The organism is Methylobacterium sp. 4-46 (assembly GCF_000019365.1).
Classification (GTDB): Bacteria; Pseudomonadota; Alphaproteobacteria; order Rhizobiales; family Beijerinckiaceae; genus Methylobacterium.
The window spans coordinates 1,392,065-1,409,322 of record NC_010511.1; the positions used below are offsets into that span (position 1 = coordinate 1,392,065).

At 73.3% G+C, this 17,258-nt stretch carries 13 protein-coding genes and 2 pseudogenes; 9 read left to right on the top strand and 6 right to left on the bottom strand.

What is annotated here, in order from left to right; translation table 11 throughout:
• Nucleotides 1–18: 18 nt before the first annotated feature.
• Together M446_RS39615 and M446_RS39620 are read left to right on the top strand one after the other, a co-directional pair.
• Nucleotides 19–291: pseudogene (locus M446_RS39615) on the top strand (ISL3 family transposase); the annotation flags it as partial.
• A gap of 102 nt (nt 292–393) precedes the next feature.
• A pseudogene (locus M446_RS39620) lies at nt 394–579 on the top strand (ISL3 family transposase); the annotation flags it as partial.
• A 134-nt stretch (nt 580–713) separates the two neighbouring features.
• Here M446_RS39620 and M446_RS05990 read toward each other — a convergent pair.
• The 5 genes from M446_RS05990 to M446_RS06010 all read right to left on the bottom strand — a co-directional run bounded on the left by M446_RS05990 (nt 714) and on the right by M446_RS06010 (nt 6,221).
• Entirely contained in the window at nt 714–926 is a 213-nt protein-coding gene (locus tag M446_RS05990; protein ID WP_012331202.1) for a dodecin, read from the bottom strand.
• A gap of 396 nt (nt 927–1,322) precedes the next feature.
• Entirely contained in the window at nt 1,323–3,014 is a 1,692-nt protein-coding gene (locus M446_RS05995) for a methyl-accepting chemotaxis protein (RefSeq protein WP_012331203.1), read from the bottom strand.
• 315 nt (nt 3,015–3,329) lie between these two features.
• Entirely contained in the window at nt 3,330–3,944 is a 615-nt protein-coding gene (locus tag M446_RS06000) for a carboxymuconolactone decarboxylase family protein (protein WP_012331205.1), read from the bottom strand.
• A 209-nt stretch (nt 3,945–4,153) separates the two neighbouring features.
• Nucleotides 4,154–4,975: a nucleoside phosphorylase gene (locus M446_RS06005; RefSeq protein WP_012331206.1), complete on the bottom strand. Its 822-nt coding sequence runs from the start codon at nt 4,973–4,975 to the stop codon at nt 4,154–4,156.
• Nucleotides 4,976–5,111: 136 nt separating this feature from the next.
• On the bottom strand, nt 5,112–6,221 hold the full coding sequence (locus tag M446_RS06010) for an acyltransferase family protein (protein ID WP_083784639.1): 1,110 nt from the start codon (nt 6,219–6,221) through the stop codon (nt 5,112–5,114).
• Between the two features lie 357 nt (nt 6,222–6,578).
• Between M446_RS06010 and M446_RS06015 the strand changes: the two genes are divergently transcribed.
• Together M446_RS06015 and M446_RS06020 are read left to right on the top strand one after the other, a co-directional pair.
• Nucleotides 6,579–6,773 carry a hypothetical protein gene (locus tag M446_RS06015; RefSeq protein WP_012331208.1) on the top strand — a complete coding sequence of 65 codons (195 nt, stop codon included), beginning with the start codon at nt 6,579–6,581 and terminating at the stop codon, nt 6,771–6,773.
• A gap of 357 nt (nt 6,774–7,130) precedes the next feature.
• Entirely contained in the window at nt 7,131–8,561 is a 1,431-nt protein-coding gene (locus M446_RS06020; RefSeq protein ID WP_012331209.1) for a DEAD/DEAH box helicase family protein, read from the top strand.
• 33 nt (nt 8,562–8,594) lie between these two features.
• On the opposite strand, the gene M446_RS06025 is transcribed toward M446_RS06020, so the two are convergent.
• The gene (locus tag M446_RS06025; protein WP_012331210.1) at nt 8,595–8,906 is read right to left on the bottom strand and encodes a helix-turn-helix domain-containing protein; all 312 of its coding nucleotides are present in this window, start codon (nt 8,904–8,906) and stop codon (nt 8,595–8,597) included.
• Between the two features lie 469 nt (nt 8,907–9,375).
• On the opposite strand from M446_RS06025, the gene M446_RS06030 reads away from it, so the two are divergent.
• The 5 genes from M446_RS06030 to M446_RS06050 all read left to right on the top strand — a co-directional run bounded on the left by M446_RS06030 (nt 9,376) and on the right by M446_RS06050 (nt 17,017).
• Nucleotides 9,376–11,142: a type I secretion system permease/ATPase gene (locus M446_RS06030; protein WP_012331211.1), complete on the top strand. Its 1,767-nt coding sequence runs from the start codon at nt 9,376–9,378 to the stop codon at nt 11,140–11,142.
• Nucleotides 11,143–11,145: 3 nt separating this feature from the next.
• Nucleotides 11,146–12,528: an HlyD family type I secretion periplasmic adaptor subunit gene (locus M446_RS06035; RefSeq protein WP_012331212.1), complete on the top strand. Its 1,383-nt coding sequence runs from the start codon at nt 11,146–11,148 to the stop codon at nt 12,526–12,528.
• 174 nt (nt 12,529–12,702) lie between these two features.
• Complete coding sequence (locus tag M446_RS06040; protein ID WP_012331213.1) at nt 12,703–15,591, top strand: hypothetical protein; 2,889 nt, start codon at nt 12,703–12,705, stop codon at nt 15,589–15,591.
• Nucleotides 15,592–15,884: 293 nt separating this feature from the next.
• The gene (locus M446_RS06045; protein ID WP_012331214.1) at nt 15,885–16,667 is read left to right on the top strand and encodes a sigma-70 family RNA polymerase sigma factor; all 783 of its coding nucleotides are present in this window, start codon (nt 15,885–15,887) and stop codon (nt 16,665–16,667) included.
• A complete protein-coding gene (locus M446_RS06050) occupies nt 16,664–17,017 on the top strand; it encodes a hypothetical protein (protein ID WP_012331215.1) in 354 nt (117 codons plus the stop codon). The genes M446_RS06045 and M446_RS06050 overlap by 4 nt, the downstream gene beginning before the upstream one ends.
• Nucleotides 17,018–17,258: the final 241 nt, after the last annotated feature.

The window sequence follows — 17,258 nt, forward strand, 5'->3', positions numbered from 1 at the left end:
CAAGCATTGCCTCCCTACCCCGCCTCGACGAGCACCGAGGCGGTGACACCATCGCCAATCGCCTCTCCCAAGCAACGGGCCTGGATCATGGTGCAACCGGTTGCCACGCTGCCGCCTCGCGCTACGGCCGACCTCGCCCGCATCCGGCAGGACGTTGAAGCCGCACGGGTCGCCGATCTGGCGCAGCAGTTTACGTTGCTGGTGCGCGCCTGCGGTCTTGGCAACGACCGGTCAGCGGATGCCGCCGGCGAACTCGACAGATGGTTGCTGGAAACGCGCAACTGCGGCGTCGCTGCGCTAGAGCATTTTCCGACGAAGTGGATGCCGGTTCGTCGCAGAACATGCGGCAAGATCAAAGATCGAGAGCTGCACTCGGTTGCAACGTGATCGGGTGCCGCTCTAGAGACCTTCGCGGCTGGTTTGGCGCAGGATGGGGCGGCCGTTCGAGCGGCGCTGACGACGTCATGGAGCAACGCCCAGGCGGAAGGGCAGATCAGTCGGCTGAAGATGCTCAAGCGCACCATGTACGGTTGCGCCAGCTTCGCACTCCTCCGTCGCCGCACCCTCATCGCTGCTTGATCCACGCAAAGCGCGGAAGAACCACCGAAACGGTGGAGGATCAACTTCCGCTTCCTGCGTTGAAGCGGATGTTTGATGCGGCAGAGGCGAGGGTCCGCAAGGGGTCACTCGGAGCCCGTCATGGTTCAGACCACTCAAGCCTTTTCCATGGTGAAGCCGACCTTCAGCGTGACCTGGTAGTGCTGCACCTTACCGCCTTCGATCTGGCCACGGGTCTCCAGCACTTCAAACCATCGCAAGTTGCGCACCGTCTGGCTTGCGCGCTCGATGGCCTGCTGGATCGCGTCTTCAATCGATACCTTGGACGACCCCACGAGCTCGATGACCTTGTAGATGTGCTCAGACATCACGGCCTCCTCATCGCCATCGTTCAAAGATTGTGGAGGCGAAAGGGTTAGGATCAAGGGGTCAGTAGGGCTGGAGCACGACAAGGCCCAACTTGGCCATACGAGCGCATCAAATCAGCCGTCCTGCCATTGAACCTCGCGCTTTCATTGAATTGTGAGCAGTGAAGCTGAAGCCCAGGCAGGAAGGCTCCCGAGTGGGCGGTTTAGCCAACAACGTAGATGCGCCATTTGCCGACATCCAGCGGGTGCGGCTTGAACCGCCGCTTCCGACCCGGCCGGACGCGCAACCATCCTGGACCGCGGCTCCCCGCGACGGGCCGCCAAGCCCTGCCGCGAGACCCCGCCGACCGGCGACGGCAACGCCCGGGGCGCGGCGAGGCCCCGGGGGGCGGCCGCTCAGGCCGCCCGGACGGTCGCGAGGAAGCCGGCGACCTCGGTCCGGAGATGCTCGGACTGGCGCGACAGCTCGGAGGCCGAGGCGAGAACCTGGGCGGCGGCGGCGCCCGTCTCCTCGGAGGCCTGGGCCACGCCCGCGATGGTGCGCGTCACCTCGGCCGTGCCGGTCGAGGCCTGGGCCACGTTGCGCACGATCTCCTGCGTGGCCGCACCCTGCTGCTCGACCGCCGCCGCGATGCTCGCCGAGACCGCGTTGACCTCCCGGATCCGGCCGGTGATCGACCCGATGGCGCCGACCGCCTGCCCGGTCACGCCCTGCACCTCGCCGATCTGACGCGCAATCTCCTCCGTCGCCTTGGCGGTCTGCTCGGCCAGCGCCTTCACCTCGGCGGCGACCACCGCGAAGCCGCGGCCCGCCGCGCCGGCCCGCGCCGCCTCGATCGTCGCGTTGAGCGCCAGCAGGTTGGTCTGGCCGGCGATGCCCGAGATCAGGCCCACCATGTCGCCGATCCTGCCCGAGGTGGATTGCAGCGCCTGGACGAGCGCGGTGGTCTTGTCCGCCTCCGCCACCGCGTGCTGCGCCAGGGTGGCCGAGCCGCTGACCCGGCGGCCGATCTCCTGCACGGAGGCGCCGAGCTCCTCGGCCGCGCTCGCCACCGTGCCGACGTTGGAGGCGGCCTCCTCCGCCGCGGCCGCCACCGTGCTGGACTGGCTCGCCGTCTCCGTCGCGGTGGCCGTCATCTGCTGAGCGGTCGCCTGCAGCTCGGTCGCCGAGGACGAGACCAGGCCCACGATGCCGCCCACCGCCCGCTCGAAGCGGTCGGCCAGCTCGATCATCGTGCGCCGGCGTTCGGCCGCCGCAGCCGCGTCGGCGCGCCGCTTGACCTCGGCCTCCTCGGCGGCCTTGCGGGCGACCATGGCCCTGATGCCCTCGACCGCCCTGCCGACCGCGCCGATCTCGTCGCCGCGGCCGGCCTCCGGGATCGCCGCGTTCACCTCACCCGCCGCGATCCGCTGCAGCACCGCGACGAGGCGGCCCAGCGGACGCGTGATGCCGAACACCGCCATCAGCATCGCCGCCACGATGCCGACCACCACGCCGAGCGCGCTGAACGCCATCAGGCTGCGGCGCGTGGCGTTGGTCTGCGCGGTGAGGTCGTTCGAGCCCCTCTCCATGTAATCGGCGATGTCCTGCCTCAGCTTGACGGCATCCCGCACCACGCCGGAGAAGGTCGGGTCGATGGCGCTGTGCACCATGCCCAGGGCATCCGCGTCCCGATTATGCGCGCCGAGGCGGCGCACCTCCTCGACGGCCGTCACGAACGTCTCGACGCGGGCAGCCTGCGCCTGGACGCGCTCGGCGAAGCTCGGCGCCTCCTCACGCAGATCCGCGAGGGCCTTCCGCAGCCGGGGCAGCACGGCGTCGAAGCCCCGGTCGGCGGCCTTGATCTGCGGCTCCTCGGTCTCCGCGATGAGGCGATAGACCCAGTAATTGAGTTCGAACAACTGTTGGTTGATAAGTCGCGCCGTCGCCGCCGCGCGCGCCTCGCGCACGATGAACAGGCTGTAGGCGTCATCGATCCGGGTCATGCGCGATTGCGCGTACCAGACGCAGCCACCGACGATCAGGCCGATGAGCGCGATGACGCTGGAGAGCTTGGGCAGGATCTTGATGTCGGATAGATGCGGCATAGGAAATCAATCCAAATCGTGTTTCCCACGCGCCTCTTATCCCGTGAGAATGCTTAACAAATACGTCAGGTTTTGTCTGAAGATACAGTCGCGATGCGCGCGACGCCGACCATGGCGGCGCTCGGGACGAGGCCGGCGCGGCCGATCCAGCCAAAGCTGCGCGCGATCAGCCCGCGCCGCGGCCGCGCCGCGACACCCCGTCCGGCCGCCCTCGGGCCCTGCGACCGCGACGGGGCGGCCGTGCCGACCCGCTCGCCCGGGCCGGCGGAACGGTGCGGGTCGAGCGGCCGCGCGGGGGGCGCGCCGCCGCGCCCCTCATTCCGGCAGCCGCGGGAGGGGCGTCCCATCCGGCGGCAGGCCGTAGCGGGCGGCGTTCAGCTCCATGGCCAGGAAGGTGTAGTAGCCGCTGATCGCCGCGAGATCGACCACGCCCGCCTTGCCGAAGCGGCTCTCCGCCCGCGCGAAGGTCGCGTCCGACACCCGCTTGTTCTGCTGGAGCTCGGTGGTGAAGTCGTAGACGATCGCCTCGTCGGCGCTCAGGCCCTCCGGGCGGCGCCCGTCGCGGATCGCCTCGATGATCTCCGGCGCGATGCCGACCTTCCGGGCGATCGGGGCGTGGACGTACCACTCGTAGTCCTGCGACCAGTGCCGCGCGTTGATCAGGATCACCAGTTCGGACAGCGTGGTCCCGATCTTCGGCTTGTAGCGCAGGTAGTCGCCCATCTGGCGCGTGAGCGTCATCACCTCGGGCGAGTGCATGAGCGGCTCGAAGGGACCGAAGACCTTGACCTTGCGGGCCGCCTCGAACTCCTCGGCGGCCTTCCTCTGCTCGGGCGTGTACTGGTCGGGCGGGATGGTCGGCAGGCGGTCCGCCGCGAAGGCCAGGGCCGGGGCGAGGGCGAGAGCGAGGGCGGGGAGACGGCGGATCATCGGCGAGGCTCCGGAACGGACGCGGCGAGGCCCGGCCCGGATGCGATGCCCCGCGGCGGGCCCCCGATCAGGGTGCGCCGCACGGGAACGCGTCGGGCCGTCCGGGCGACACTGCCCCGCCCGGCGCCGCGCCGATAGGGGGCGCCGCGCGACACCGCGCCGGCCCGCCGCGCGGGCCGGCGGCGCGGATCCCGCCCCTCCGCCCGGCCCTATCCGGGCCTGGGCGCGCGCGACCGCGCCCAGGCCTCCGCGACGGCCTGCGCGAGGGCCAGGGAGGTCGGGGCGCCGTCCGCCTCGCCCTTCTCGAAGTCGCCCGCCTGGCCCATCCGGTTGGTCACGTGCGCGAAGCAGAGCACGGCGCGGCGGCGCGCCGCGGCGAAGGCGTAGAGCGCGGCCGCCTCCATCTCGACCGCCAGGAGGCCCGCCGCCCGGGCCGCCGCGATGGCCTCGGCGGTCTCGCGGTAGGGCGCGTCGGTCGTCCAGGTGGCGCCGCGCTCGATCGGCTCGCCCACCTCCGCCAGCCCCGCCCCGACCGACGCCACCAGGGCCGGGTCGGCCTGCGCGAAGTCGCCGGCCGGCAGGTAGTGGTAGCTCGTGCCCTCGTCGCGCAGCGCGCGCTCGATCAGGATGAAGTACGGCGGCGGCCGCAGCGCCGTGATCTGACCCGACGAGGTGATGCTGATGAGCAGGCGGCAGCCGGAGGCGAACATCTGCTCGGCCACCAGCACGGCGTAGGGCGCGCCCACCGCGCAGCCGACGATGCCGAACGCGCGACCGCCCTGCTCGAAGCGGTCCATCTCCGAGTGGTAGCAGGCCCAGCCCTCGACGGGCCGGGCCCTGCCGGCGGCGCGCAGGTGGCGGACGACGTCGCCGTCCGGGTCCAGGATGCAGACCTCCGGCACGGGCGCGTCGGGGATGCGCCGCTGCCGGCGCGCCTCGCGCAGCAGGCTCTGCGGCGTGAACGCGGACGCCGCCTCCGGGTGCTTGTCGCGGAGGATCGGCGGCAGGGGGCGAGGGGGCGGAGCACTCATGCGGCCACTCTCGGCGCGCGGCCCGGCCGCGGCAACAGGGCCGGCGACGATGGAGGGCGCGCCCCGTCCCCGGCCCGCCGACACCCCCGAGACGCGTCGGCTCCGGTCGGGCGGACCGCCCCCCGGGGCGGGGCGGTCACCGCCCGATCCTCACCGGATCGCGGATCATGCGTGACAGGACCCGCCTCGCCCCGCGCGTGGCAGGTTTCTCGACGAGACGATAGGCGAGGAGCCCGCCTGCCAGGCTCGACAGGCATAAGAGGACGGGAAATGTCTTATGGAGAATCGAAGACTCGTCATCCAGCGCGTGGAAGGCGCTTTGGATGGATCTTACGATGTAGATACCGAAATCCTGGAAGAGATATATGGAATAGGACGCGTTCCCGATCTGAAAGAGAGGGCGAAGGAAGACGACAGCTCTGGACCGCTCGAGCATGAGCGCGCCGGCCAGCACGATGGTGGACCCGGCACCCCATCGCAAGCGGTGATCGAAGGCCGAGAAGAGCAGGAGACCGGCGGCCGCCAGGAGAACGGCGAGGACCTGCGCGGCGGGAGGCCGCGATCGCGCATCCATCCCCAGGAACCGTCCGAGTGCGGCGCCCGAGAGGAATTCGAGCAGAATGGGGTTCGTGTAAAACTGAGATACGCCAGCATTCGTACTCCACGTTAATCCAGTCACCACCAGCGACACAAGCACGACCGCCAGGATCTCGAAACGGAATGTTCTGCTGATTGCGAGAATGAGCGCGAAGATCGTATAGAAAAACATCTCGTAATTGAGGATCCAGCCCAGGTACAGGGTCGGATAAACTCTGCCGCTCTCGCTCGGGTTTGCAATAAATAGCAGTGACAATACGAAATGTGAAAGGCTTGCATCAGGGTTATAGACGAACGTGTCGTCGTAGACTGTGAGGAGAAACCAAGCGGAAGTCGCGACCCAGTATGTCGGGACGATCCTGGCCAGGCGGTCCGCCGCGAAGCGCGACGGTGTGACGGTTTCCTTTTCCGTGAGGTACATCATCAAAAAGCCGCTTATCACGAAAAACAGATCCACGCCGTATTGACCATAATGGGCTACGCCGTAAAGTCGTCCTTGAAAATTGTGATAGACGATCACCGCGAGCGCAGCACAAGCGCGCAGATATTGTATGGAGACAAGTTTCTTATTGTCAGAGATTTTCACGGGATATGGCGAATGGTGTGTCATGTCGGCGGGCCGGATTTTCATGCCGGGTGACTTTCTCATGGCTTGCAGCTGCGCGCGCGAGGATGATCTGTGCAAGAATGTTACCAGATCCCGCCTGGTCGTCCCAAACTCCGGGCAGGCGGCGGATCCCTGCTCCGCAGAGGGGATGGCTTGATCGAGACTGACTGTCCGGCGGCGGCGCGGGCCGGGTCCCGACGCGATGGCGGCGCCTCAACCATCCGCTTCGGCCGGCGCACGGGCGGGGTGAGGGGGCGTCGCGCGAGAGGCGACGCGCGGCCTAACCCACATGGCGCGGTTGTCGAAGCTGAGCCCGCTATTTACTGGCGCCCGCCGAGCACGCAGCGAAATGGGGCCGCAGGCCCGGGCGTGCAATCCAGGATGGTAGGATTCACGCCCATGGTCATCGCCCTCGTGGGGTCCGCCATCCTCGGCGGGACGATCACGCTCGCCTCGCTCGCGCCCGTCCTGGGATTGAAGGCCCTCCTGGTGGCGCCGTTCGGCGGCAGCCTCGCGGCCGGGCTGGTGGTCGCGGTCTCCTGCGCGAGAGCGGCGAAGCGCGTCGCCGCGCCGACCACCCTGAGCGAGGTCTGATCCGGGAACCGGTTGATCACAGCGGAGCCCGGATCCCGAGCCCGCGCGGCGCCTGAGCGCGGCGCCTGAGCGAAGCCCACATCCGCATGGGCGAAACGGGAGATGGCGAAGCCATCGACCGGATGGCGTATGACGCCTCCCGGCCGCCCTCGCCCGTTCGTCCCGCGGCGGGATCGGGGCCGCGCCTTGCGCGCCGCGGCGGCCCCGCGCGTCCACGGGCCGCGCCCTTTCGGCTTGCCTCAAGCCGCGCCGCGTGGCCCAGGGAGCGCTCACCGCGGTGAGCCGGGATGCCCCGTCCGGGGCCGCTCGCGCCGCCCATCGCAGCCCGCCGCGGGCGAGAGCCCCCGCCCCGACGCGATGTCAGCCGATCCCCCTCCCCTGTTCGTGCCCCGCCCGCACCAGCGCGAGGGGCGCGACGCGATCCTGGCCCACCGCGCCGCGGGCCGCCCGGGCTTCCTCCTCGGCGACATGACCGGCCTCGGCAAGACGCTGACCGCGTGGTCCGCCCTGGCCGCCATGCCCGAGCGCGAGATCCTGATCGTCTGCCCCAAGGGCGGCCTGCCGCAATGGCGCCGCACCATCGCGGGCAGCGGCCTGCCCGCCAAGAGCGTGACGCTGATCAACTACGAGCGCACCAAGTCGCTGTTCCTGCCGCCGCCGGACAGCACCCGGCGCTCGACCCGCGCCCGCAACAACGAACTCGCCCGCGAGGGGCGCCCCAAGCGGGCCTGGCCGCTGGTGGTGTTCGACGAGGCCCACCGGCTGCGCAACCCCTACGCCCAGCAGAGCATGGCCTGCCGCCAGCTCGCCGACCAGGCGGCGTTCGCGATCTACATGAGCGCCACGGCCGGGCAGGCGCCGCACGAGCTGTTCTATCTCGGGCGCCTGCTCGGGCGGGCGGCGGGCCGGGAGGTGGCGTCCCTGGCCGATTTCCGCGCCCTGATGCGCGCGCTCGGGATCGGGCGCGCCAGGGGGCGCTGGACGAACTGGAGCTGGACGCCGAACCCGCGCGACCGCGCCGTGATGGCCGACCTGCTCTACCGGGGCCGCGACGCGATCGGCCTGCGCCGCCGCCCGGCGGACATCGCGGGCTGGCCGGAGGCGCAGCGCGAACTCGCCCCGACTGCGCTCGGCCCGGAGGAGCGCCGCCTCTACGACGCGTCCTGGCGCGAGTTCCGGCGCGCGTTCGGGCTCCTCGGCGGCGCGACGCGGCGCCCGGCGGGCTGGGCGGCGGACCTGCGCTTCCGCCAGAAGGCGAGCCTGCTGCGGGTCGCGGGCACCGCCGCCTTCGCGGGCGACCTGCTGGAGGCCGGCGAGCAGGTCGCCCTCTCGGTCGCCTTCCTGGAGACGTCGGCCCTGCTCGCCGAGACCCTGCGCGGGCAGCGCTGGCGGGTCGGCGAGATCAACGGGGAGCGCCCGGCCGAGGCGAACGAGGCGACCCGGCTCGACTTCCAGCGCGGCCTGCTCGACGCTCTCGTGTTCACGGTCACGGAATCGATCTCGCTGCACCGGCACGAACTGCCCGGCGGCGAGCGCCCGCGCGCGCTCGTGGTGCACGACATGCGCCACAGCGCGATCCAGCTGCAGCAGATCGAGGGACGCTGCCACCGCGACGGCCAGCACGCGGTGATCTACTACGCCTACGCCGAGGACACGGTCGAGGAGCGGATCGCCGCGACGGCGGTCGCCCGCATGGCGGCGATGGACGGGATGGCCGGCGACGACACCGCCATGGCGGACGCGCTCGCGGCGGTCCTGGCGGAGGCGGCCGCGCGCGCGGAGCGCTGACCCCGGCCGGCTCCCCCGACGGCCGCGGCCGCCTCAGGGCCGCGGCGCCTCCGCCCCGAACAGGATGTCGTGCGTCATCGGGTCGTAGAACCGCATCAAGGACCGCACGAAGTGCCGGACGTCGACCTCCAGCGCCTCGGCCCAGGCCCGGTAGCGGTCCGGGGGGATGCGGCCCCGGCCGGTCTCCAGCTGGGAGATGAAGGTGTAGTACTCGGCACCGACCAGCGCCGCGAGCTGCCGCTGCGAGAGGCCGCGCGCCTCCCTCAGCTCCTTGAGGTAGCGGCCGCCTTCCCGGCGCAGTTCCTGGACCTCCTCGGAGTCCAGACGCTGATGGTGAGCATACACGGTGGATGCCTTCCTGCGGGCCTCACCTGCGAGCGCCCCGCCTGTACAGTGACATTCATATACCCCTGTCCGGCCGGCGGTGTCCAGGGCGATCCCGCCCGGGCGCCTTGACGGTCCTTGCGGCGGTCCGTCCGGCGGTCCTCCGGGCGGCGCCGCGCCGGCCCCGAGGGGTACCCGCGTCCCGCGCACTTGGAATAAATACAACTTGCCCTATCATCGCGTGATCGGGGCGCGACGCACGCCGTCGGTCAGCGACCTGGGGGGGCGCCACGAGACCTGGACACGAGACCTGGACAAGAGACCCGGACGCGAGACCTGCACGCGAGACCCGGACCCGAAACAAACCCCCCGGCCGATCGTTGGCTCCCGAGTCCCGGGTCGGCTGCCGCGGACCGGGTCGGACCGACCGCGGCCGCTCCGCTGATGCCCATCGTTCCGCGCCTCGGCGCCTCCTTGGCGGGATTTCGGTATGACGAGTGACCGGGCGACGTCCGTCCTGCAGAGCGGCCTGCGCTCCCTGCGTCCGGTCCTGGCGACCGCGTTCGTCTTCAGTTTCTTCATCAACATCCTGCTGTTCGTCACACCCCTGTACATGCTGCAGATCTACGACAGGGTGTTGTCGAGCCGCAGCGAGGCGACGCTGGTCGGCGTCAGCCTGATCGCCGCCTTCGCGCTCGCGGTCTATTCGTGCCTCGAGATGCTCCGCGCGCGCATCCTGGTGCGCGGCGGAGTGATCTTCGATCAGGCGATCGCGACCCCGATCTACGACGCGGTGCATCGCAGCATCCTGCGCAGGCCCGGGAGCGGGCAGGACGCGGCCCTGCGCGACCTCGACGTCCTGCGCGAATTCCTGACCGGCAGCGGCCTCCTGGCGTTCTGCGACGCGCCCTGGACCCCGATCTTCCTGCTCGCCTGCTTCGCCCTGCATCCCTGGTTCGGATGGATGGCCCTGGCGGGCGGCTCGGCGATCCTGGCCCTGACGCTCGTCAACGAGGTCGCCACCCGCCGGCTGCTCGACGCGGCGAACCGGGCCTCGCACGCGGCCGCGCAGCAGGCCCGCGCCAGCGCCCGCAACGCCGAGGTGCTGCACGCCATGGGCATGGTCGCGGCCGTGCGCGAACTCTGGCGCGCCCCCCACCAGGACGTGCTGATGCTGCAGGCCCGCGCCAGCGACCGGGCCGGCCTCATCGTCGCCGCGACGAAGTACGTCCGCATGCTGCTGCAGACGATGGTGCTCGGCCTCGGCGCCTACCTCGCCATCCGCCGGGAGATCTCGGCCGGGTCGATGATCGCCGCCTCGATCATCATCGGCCGCGCCCTGGCCCCGATCGAGGCGATCGTCGCCCACTGGAAGGGCGTCACCGCGGCCCGGGCGAGCTACCGCCGGCTGGCGGACCTGGTCTCGGCGGCCGGGGCGGAGCCGCGGCGGATGAGCCTGCCGCGGCCCCGCGGCGAGGTCGAGATCGAGAACGCCTCGGTGGCGGCGCCCGGCGGGGCGGCGCCGATCCTGCGCGGCGTCAGCGTGCGGATCGAGGCCGGGAGCGTCGTCGGGATCGTCGGACCCAGCGCCTCGGGGAAATCGACGCTCGCCCGCGCCCTGACCGGGGTGTGGCCGCTTCTCGGCGGCACGGTGCGGATCGACGGCGCCGAGATCGGGCACTGGGACCCGCAGGCCCTCGGCCGCTACCTCGGCTACCTGCCCCAGGACGTCGAGCTCCTCGACGGCACCGTGGCCGAGACCATCGCGCGCTTCGCCGTCGAGGACGAGGGGGCGATCGTCGAGGTGGCGCGCAGGGCCGGCTGCCACGCGCTGATCCAGGCGCTCCCGGACGGCTACAACACCCGGATCGGCCCGGGAGGGCACGGGCTGTCGGGCGGGCAGCGCCAGCGCATCGCCCTCGCCCGGGCCATGTACGGCGCGCCCAGCCTCGTCGTGCTCGACGAGCCGAATGCGAGCCTCGATCAGGCCGGCGAGGCGGCCCTGATCCAGGCCGTGGCGGACCTCAAGCGCCACGGCGCCACGGTGATCCTGATCACCCACAAGCTCGGCATCCTGGCCGGTGCCGATCAGGTGCTGGTGATGAACGAGGGCCGCGTCCAGGCCTTCGGCGCGGCGGAGCCGATCCTGGCGCAGCTCACGGGCGGGCGGCCGCTTCCCGCCTCCGCGCCGGCGGCGATCGGGGACGGCGTCGTCGACCGCCGATTGCAGGAGCGGCCCCGCGCCGCGACGGGCTGAGCGATGACCACCGGGACCGCCCGCTTCCTGCCCGTCCCCGGATCGCCCCGGCCCGTCGCCCCGCGCCCCGAGGCGGGGGCCGGTCTGGCGCGGCCGGCCGAGATGACGAATTGGCGGCTCTACGCCGTCGCGGGCTACGCCCTGATCGCGCTGACCTTCGGGGTCGTCGGCGGCTGGGCCGCGCGGGTCCGGCTGGACCGCGCGGTCATCAGCCCGGGCGTCGTCGTGGCGGAGACGAGCCGCAAGGTGGTCCAGCATTTCGAGGGCGGCATGGTCCTCGACGTGCTGGTGAAGGACGGCCAGAGCGTGCGGGAGGGCGACGTCCTCCTGCGCCTCGACCCGCTGCAGTCGCGGGCGAGCGCCGACCTGTTCCGCACCCAGCTCGACGCCGCCCTGATCCTCGAGGCCCGCCTGCGGGCCGAGCAGGACGGGGCGGCCGACCTCGACCTGCCGCCCGACATCGTCGCGCGGCGCCACGAGGCGCCGATCGCCCGGGCGATCGGCGACCAGCGCAGCCAGCTCGCGGAGCGCCGCAAGTCGATGCGCGCCCAGCTCGACCTCATCGCGGCGCGCGTGCGGCAGCTGAGGGTCGAGATGGAGGGGCTGGCGGCCGAGAGGGCCTCGGTCGAGGCGCAGGTCCGCTACATCGACGAGGAGCTCGGCGGCCTGCGCAGCCTGCGCGACAAGAACCTCATCCCGCTCTCGCGGCTCCTGATGATGGAGCGGGAACGCACCCGGCTCCAGGGCGTGATCGGGCGCTCGGTGGCGGAGACGGCCAAGGCCGAGAACGCCATCGGCGAGGCCGGCATGCAGGTCACCCAGATCGAGCAGAGGCGCCAGGAATCCGTCACCGCCCAGCTCCTGGAGACCCGCCAGAAGATCTCCGAACTGCGCGAGAAGCTGCTCGTCGCCCAGGACGTGCTGCGGCGGCACGAGGTGCGCGCCCCGCACGGCGGCGTCATCCAGGGCCTCAAGGTCTACACGATCGGGCAGGTCGTCCGCCCCGGCGAGCCGCTGATGGAGATCGTCCCGACGCGCGACCGGCTGGTGATCAGCGTGCAGTTCTCGCCGCAGGATCTGGAGGCCGTCCATGCCGGGATGCGGGCCGAGGTCAAGCTGCCCACCTTCCAGACGCGCCGGACCCCGGCGATCTTCGGGACGCTCAGGACGGTGTCGCGCGACCGGCTGATCGACGAGGCGACCAAGCAGCCCTACTTCGCCGGGATCGTCGAGATCGACGAGCACGACGTGCCGGGCGACGTCAGGGACCGCCTCCTGGCCGGACTTCCCGCGGAGATCGTCCTCTCGGCCGGGGAGCGGACGGCCCTCGACTACATGGTCTCACCCCTCTTCGACGCGATGGGACGTGCCTTCCATGAGCGCTGAGCATCACTCGCCGAGACGGTCGCCGGTGCGGTGGCGGACCATGATGCGGGAACGAGAGAGTCGGCAGGATCGCGCGGGCCATGCTGCGTAGGTCCGGACGGGACGGGTGCGCGCGCCGGGGGCCTCGGGGATGCCCCGCTCCGGCCCCGCGCTTCTGTGCGGAGTGAGGGCGAAATGGGTGCTGTCATCTCCTTCTTCCGGCCCGCGCCGACGACGCGCGGGGATTGGTCCCAGCAGGAGCTGGCCGAGTTCTACCGGGTCGAGGCCGCCCTGGTCCGGGCCGGGATGCGGATCACCAGCGATCAGGGCCTGAGCGACGAGGCCGACCCGTGGTTCGTCTTCTGCCGGGCGGACGGCGACGTGATCATGCACTTCGCCCGCATCGACGGGCGCTACGTGGTCGGAAGCGCGGTGCTGGACCAGCCGATGCAGGGTCCCGACTTCCGCGCCCTGCTCAACCAGATCGCGGTCCGCTACCCGGCGCTGCTGCCCATCCCGCAGGGCCAGGGCGGCACGACGCTCGTGGTTCACCCGGCCGCCCTGCTGGCGGCCATCGTCGCGGCCGCGGCCTTCCTGCTGTCCGAGGACGACGCCGCCGCCTCCGAACTCGCCCCGGTCGAGCCGCTGCCCGGGCCGGCGGCCGCCGGCCGGCCGGGACCGGTCGCGCCGCCCCGCTCGGCGGAGGCGGGAGGCGCGGGCGAGGCCCAATCGCAGCACGACGATCACCGCCGGCACGTCGCCGCGATCGTGACCACCGCGATGCTGTTCGCCGTGGACGCCGCGCCCGACGAGGCCGGCCCGCGGCCGGAGACGGACCTCGCGCCGACGAGCGCCGCGAGCGCGGCGGACGGCGCCTCCTGGCACGGGGACGCGGCGCTGCCGGCGGTTCCCTCCTCGGGCAGCCCGCGCGCCACGGACGCCTCCGCGCCGGCCGCGCCCCCGCTCTCCCGCGGCGGCAATGCTCAGGACCTCGACGGGGCCGGGCGCGGCGGGGCGGCGCCGGCCGGCCCGGTCCACCCGGCCCGGCCCGATCCCGGCGAGGGACCCGACCTCTCGCGGACGCCGCTCACCGAGAAGGCGGCCGGCGCCCGGCCCAACGAGGCGGGGCAGCAGGCGGGCGCCCAGGCGGCCGGCTCTCCCGCCACGGCCGAATCCGCGTCCGGCGGCCACCCGTCCGGGACGGCGCCGGGCGCCGCGGACCACGCGAGCGAGACGGTGCAGGCCGACGCCTCGGCCGCCACCTCGGCTGCTCCTGGCGCCGATCCGGGCGCCAAGGCCGCTCACGCCGCGGCGCCCGTCCCGGCCGCGACCGAGGCCGCCGCGGAGGCGGGCCGGGGCGAAACCGGCGCCGCGAGGGCGCTCGCGCCGCCGTCGCGCCAGGAGGGCGCCGCCGAGGCCGGCCCGGCCGCGAGCCGCGCGGGGGCGGACCATGCCGCGCCGGGCGAGAGCGAGGGCCGGGGCGCCGCACACGGCGCGGGCGAGGGCGGCGCCACCGGCAGCCGGGCCTCGGAGTCGTCCGGCCCGAAGGCGGATGACGCGCCGGGCGACGGGGCGGGCCACGGCGCCGCCGAGCGCGCCGGCGCCCACGCCGGCCCCGTCCGCGAGGCGGCGAGCGACGCCGCCCGCGGCCCGGGCCGGGGCGATGATGCGCAGGCCGAGCGCGCGGAGGTCCGGCCCGACCGGTCCGGCCCGGATGCGGCCGGCACCGACCGGGCTCCCGGGGCCGACGCGCCGCACGGCGCGCGCGCCGACGCCCCGGCCGCGCAGGATTCGGATCACGGGAGCGGTCACGCGGCCCGGGTGCCGGTCACGGTGGGAGAAGGACACGGGGCCGGCCCCGCCTCGGCGGCCGGTGCGATCGCGGGCACGGCCATCGACCCGGACCACCCGGGGACGGCGCGCGGGCCGGGCGCGGCGGCCGCGTCCCCGGAGATCGGCGCGGCCCGGGCCGAGCCCTCGGGACACGGCGACGGCGCGGTGGCCGCGGTGCCGGGAGGCAGCAGCGACGCGTCCCGCATCGTCCCGGCGGTTCCGACGGCGGCAGGTTACGCGCCGACGGACGATGCCGCCTCCGGGCAGGATCGGGATGGGATCCGCCCCGATCACGCGGGCCCGGCCGGTCCCGGCACCGCTCCGGTCACCGCGCCGGCCGTGCCGCCCGCGGCGAGCGGCGAGATCTGGGCGGCGGGCGCGAGCGACGCGGCCGGCCCCGCCGTCCCGGCCGCCGAGCCGACCGAGAGCGCCGGCCAGGGCGGCGGGCTTCCTGGCGGTCACCCCGCGGCGCCGGATACGCCCCCGGTCCCGGCGGGACCCGGGCCCGCGGGCGCCGAGGCGCATCCCGCGCCGGGGGCGACCGTCGCTCCCGGCTATCCGGGCCCGCAGGCGCGCGATCCGGGGGCCGCCCCGGGCGGGGCGGGCGCCGAGGCCGGGTCGACGGCGGCGAGCCATTCGGGCGCGGAGAATGCCGTCTCGGATCGTGGCCACGCCGAGGGCGCACCGGAGCAGGTCATCGATCCGCTCGGCCACGGCCGGGCCGCTCCCGGGACCGGCGCGGAGACCCTGTCGGCCCCGAGCGCCGCGAGACCCGACGCCGCGACGCCGCTGGCGGGCCACGAAGCGGCCGGCAGCGCCCCGTCGGATCGGAGCCCGGTCGACGGCGCCGCGGGAGGAGAGGCCCCCGCCGCGGACCGCCACGCCGCGCACGCCCCCGGGGCCGATGCGGCCTCGCCCCCCGCCGGTGCGGCGCAGGCCGCGCCGGATCCCGGGCATCCCGCCGTCGCGCCCGAACCCGCGGGCTCGCCCCCGCCGCCGGCTGCCGGCGCGGCGAGCCCGGCGGTGGGGTCCGCGGCCGCGCAGGCGGGGCATGCCCCGGCGCCGAGCGCGCCCTCCGGCCTGCAGGCCGAGATCGGGGCGGATGGCACCCTCGTCTTCGCTCCGGGCAATCCGCACCCGGTCCCGGCGGCGCCGGCCGGGCCGGCCCACGACGGGGCCGCGCACGCGGAGGTCGGGCTCGTGGGCATCGCTCATCACGACGCGGTGCCGGTCCACCCGAATTTCCACTGACGCGGCCGCGGGAGCCCGGGGCCGGCCGCGACGGGTTGACCCTCCGGGCCCCGGGGGTGTACAGTGAAATTGTAACTTTCCTTCGCTGTATGCTCCCGGCGGGCGGGGTCGTCCGCCGGGGAGGCGGCGCGGGAACGGGCGCGGGCGCCGAGGGGCGGCCATGGTTGCAGGCGGATCCCCGCGCGTTCGGGGCTCTGCCCCGCCCGGGAGGCCCGCGCGGCGTTCGTCCGGCCGTGTTCCGAGACCGCGGGCAAGACCGTGAATGAACTCTCGAAGGCGGGTGTCGCAGCGTGTTGCACAGAACATCGAGACTGGTCCGAACCACGGCGAGCGCGCGGCACGCGCCGACGCCCGTCCTCGCGTGCGCGCCGCTCTCGCATCGGGAGCCGGCGGCCCGGGAGCCCGCGGCGGCCGATCGCCGGCCGCAGCTCGCGCCCTTCCTGCGCGACCATCTCGGCCGGCAGCTGCGAACCGCCTACGCGGCCTTCGTCAGCGCGCCGCACCCCTCGGAGGTGCGCGAGGCGATCGCGCGCCTGGAGGCGGCCCTGGCGGGGCAGCCGGCCGTCGTCTCCCGCTTCCGCGACGATCTGCTGGCGGCGCTGCCGGCCTTGCGCGGCTTCGCCCTGTCGCTGACGGCCAACGTGATCCAGGCCGACGACCTTGTGCAGGAGACGATGCTGCGCGCCTGGCAGAACCAGCACCGCTTCGAGGTCGGGACGAACCTCAAGGCGTGGCTGTTCACGATCCTGCGCAACCAGTTCTACACGAACGGCCGGCGGCGGCGCCGCGAGGTCGAGGATGCGGACGGCGCCGCCGCCGCGCAGCTGGTCTCCCTCCCGGCCCAGGAGGACGGTGTCGAGCTGCGCGAGGTCTGGGCGGAGCTCGGCAGGCTGCCGGCCGCGCAGCGCGAGGCCCTGCTGCTGGTCGCCATGCACGGCATGACCTACGAGGCCGCCGCGGAGCTGATGAACTGCCAGGTCGGGACGGCGAAGAGCCGGGTCAATCGCGCGCGCGCCGCCCTCGCGCAGGCGCTGGGCTACGAGGCGGGACGGCCCGGTCGCGCGGCCGGGCCGTGAGGCGCGCCGCGCCGGGCCGCGCCTCCCCTCGCCGCCTCCCGAAATCCGCCGAGCACGGAAGCATCGTCATCGCGTCCTCGTCCGACACCACCGACAAGCGGCGGCTCGGCCGCCTGCGGACCCGTGCGCGCCGCATCGGGATCAGCGTCGCGAAGCTGCGGGGCGCCAAGCCCGACGCGTTCGTGCTCTCCTACACGCACCTGGACCTGCCGCTGGGCGGGTGCGACCCGCGCGGCATGTCGCTCGACCGGGCCGAGCAGATGATCCGCGTGGCGGAGCAGGGCCGGGGGACCCGGTCGGCGCGCCGGCGGCCTGCGCAGCGCGACGCGGGCTCCGTCCGGCGGGGCTGATGGAACGGTCCGCCCGGCACCGGCATTTCCGGGACCGCACGCGCTCACCCCGTCCGCCGGCCCCTTCGCAGCCGGCGTGGCCTTCCGTGCGCCCCAGGAGAACCTGCCCCGCCTCACAGTGCAGGAGGGACTATTGCTCAGGGCATGCGTGTCCGACAGCTCATTCCCGCCGAACCTGGGCCAGGCAAGCCAGATTAAATAGATCATTCCTCAACTTAAGTCGCGGTTAAACGAGATACCG

Bases quoted from the DNA above. Each gene is read 5' to 3' on its own strand.
- M446_RS05990 (WP_012331202.1), bottom strand. From the start codon at position 926: ATGTCTGAGCACATCTACAAGGTCATCGAGCTCGTGGGGTCGTCCAAG.
- M446_RS05995 (WP_012331203.1), bottom strand. From the start codon at position 3,014: ATGCCGCATCTATCCGACATCAAGATCCTGCCCAAGCTCTCCAGCGTC.
- M446_RS06000 (WP_012331205.1), bottom strand. From the start codon at position 3,944: ATGATCCGCCGTCTCCCCGCCCTCGCTCTCGCCCTCGCCCCGGCCCTG.
- M446_RS06005 (WP_012331206.1), bottom strand. From the start codon at position 4,975: ATGAGTGCTCCGCCCCCTCGCCCCCTGCCGCCGATCCTCCGCGACAAG.
- M446_RS06010 (WP_083784639.1), bottom strand. From the start codon at position 6,221: ATGAGAAAGTCACCCGGCATGAAAATCCGGCCCGCCGACATGACACAC.
- M446_RS06015 (WP_012331208.1), top strand. From the start codon at position 6,579: ATGGTCATCGCCCTCGTGGGGTCCGCCATCCTCGGCGGGACGATCACG.
- M446_RS06020 (WP_012331209.1), top strand. From the start codon at position 7,131: ATGTCAGCCGATCCCCCTCCCCTGTTCGTGCCCCGCCCGCACCAGCGC.
- M446_RS06030 (WP_012331211.1), top strand. From the start codon at position 9,376: ATGACGAGTGACCGGGCGACGTCCGTCCTGCAGAGCGGCCTGCGCTCC.
- M446_RS06035 (WP_012331212.1), top strand. From the start codon at position 11,146: ATGACCACCGGGACCGCCCGCTTCCTGCCCGTCCCCGGATCGCCCCGG.
- M446_RS06040 (WP_012331213.1), top strand. From the start codon at position 12,703: ATGGGTGCTGTCATCTCCTTCTTCCGGCCCGCGCCGACGACGCGCGGG.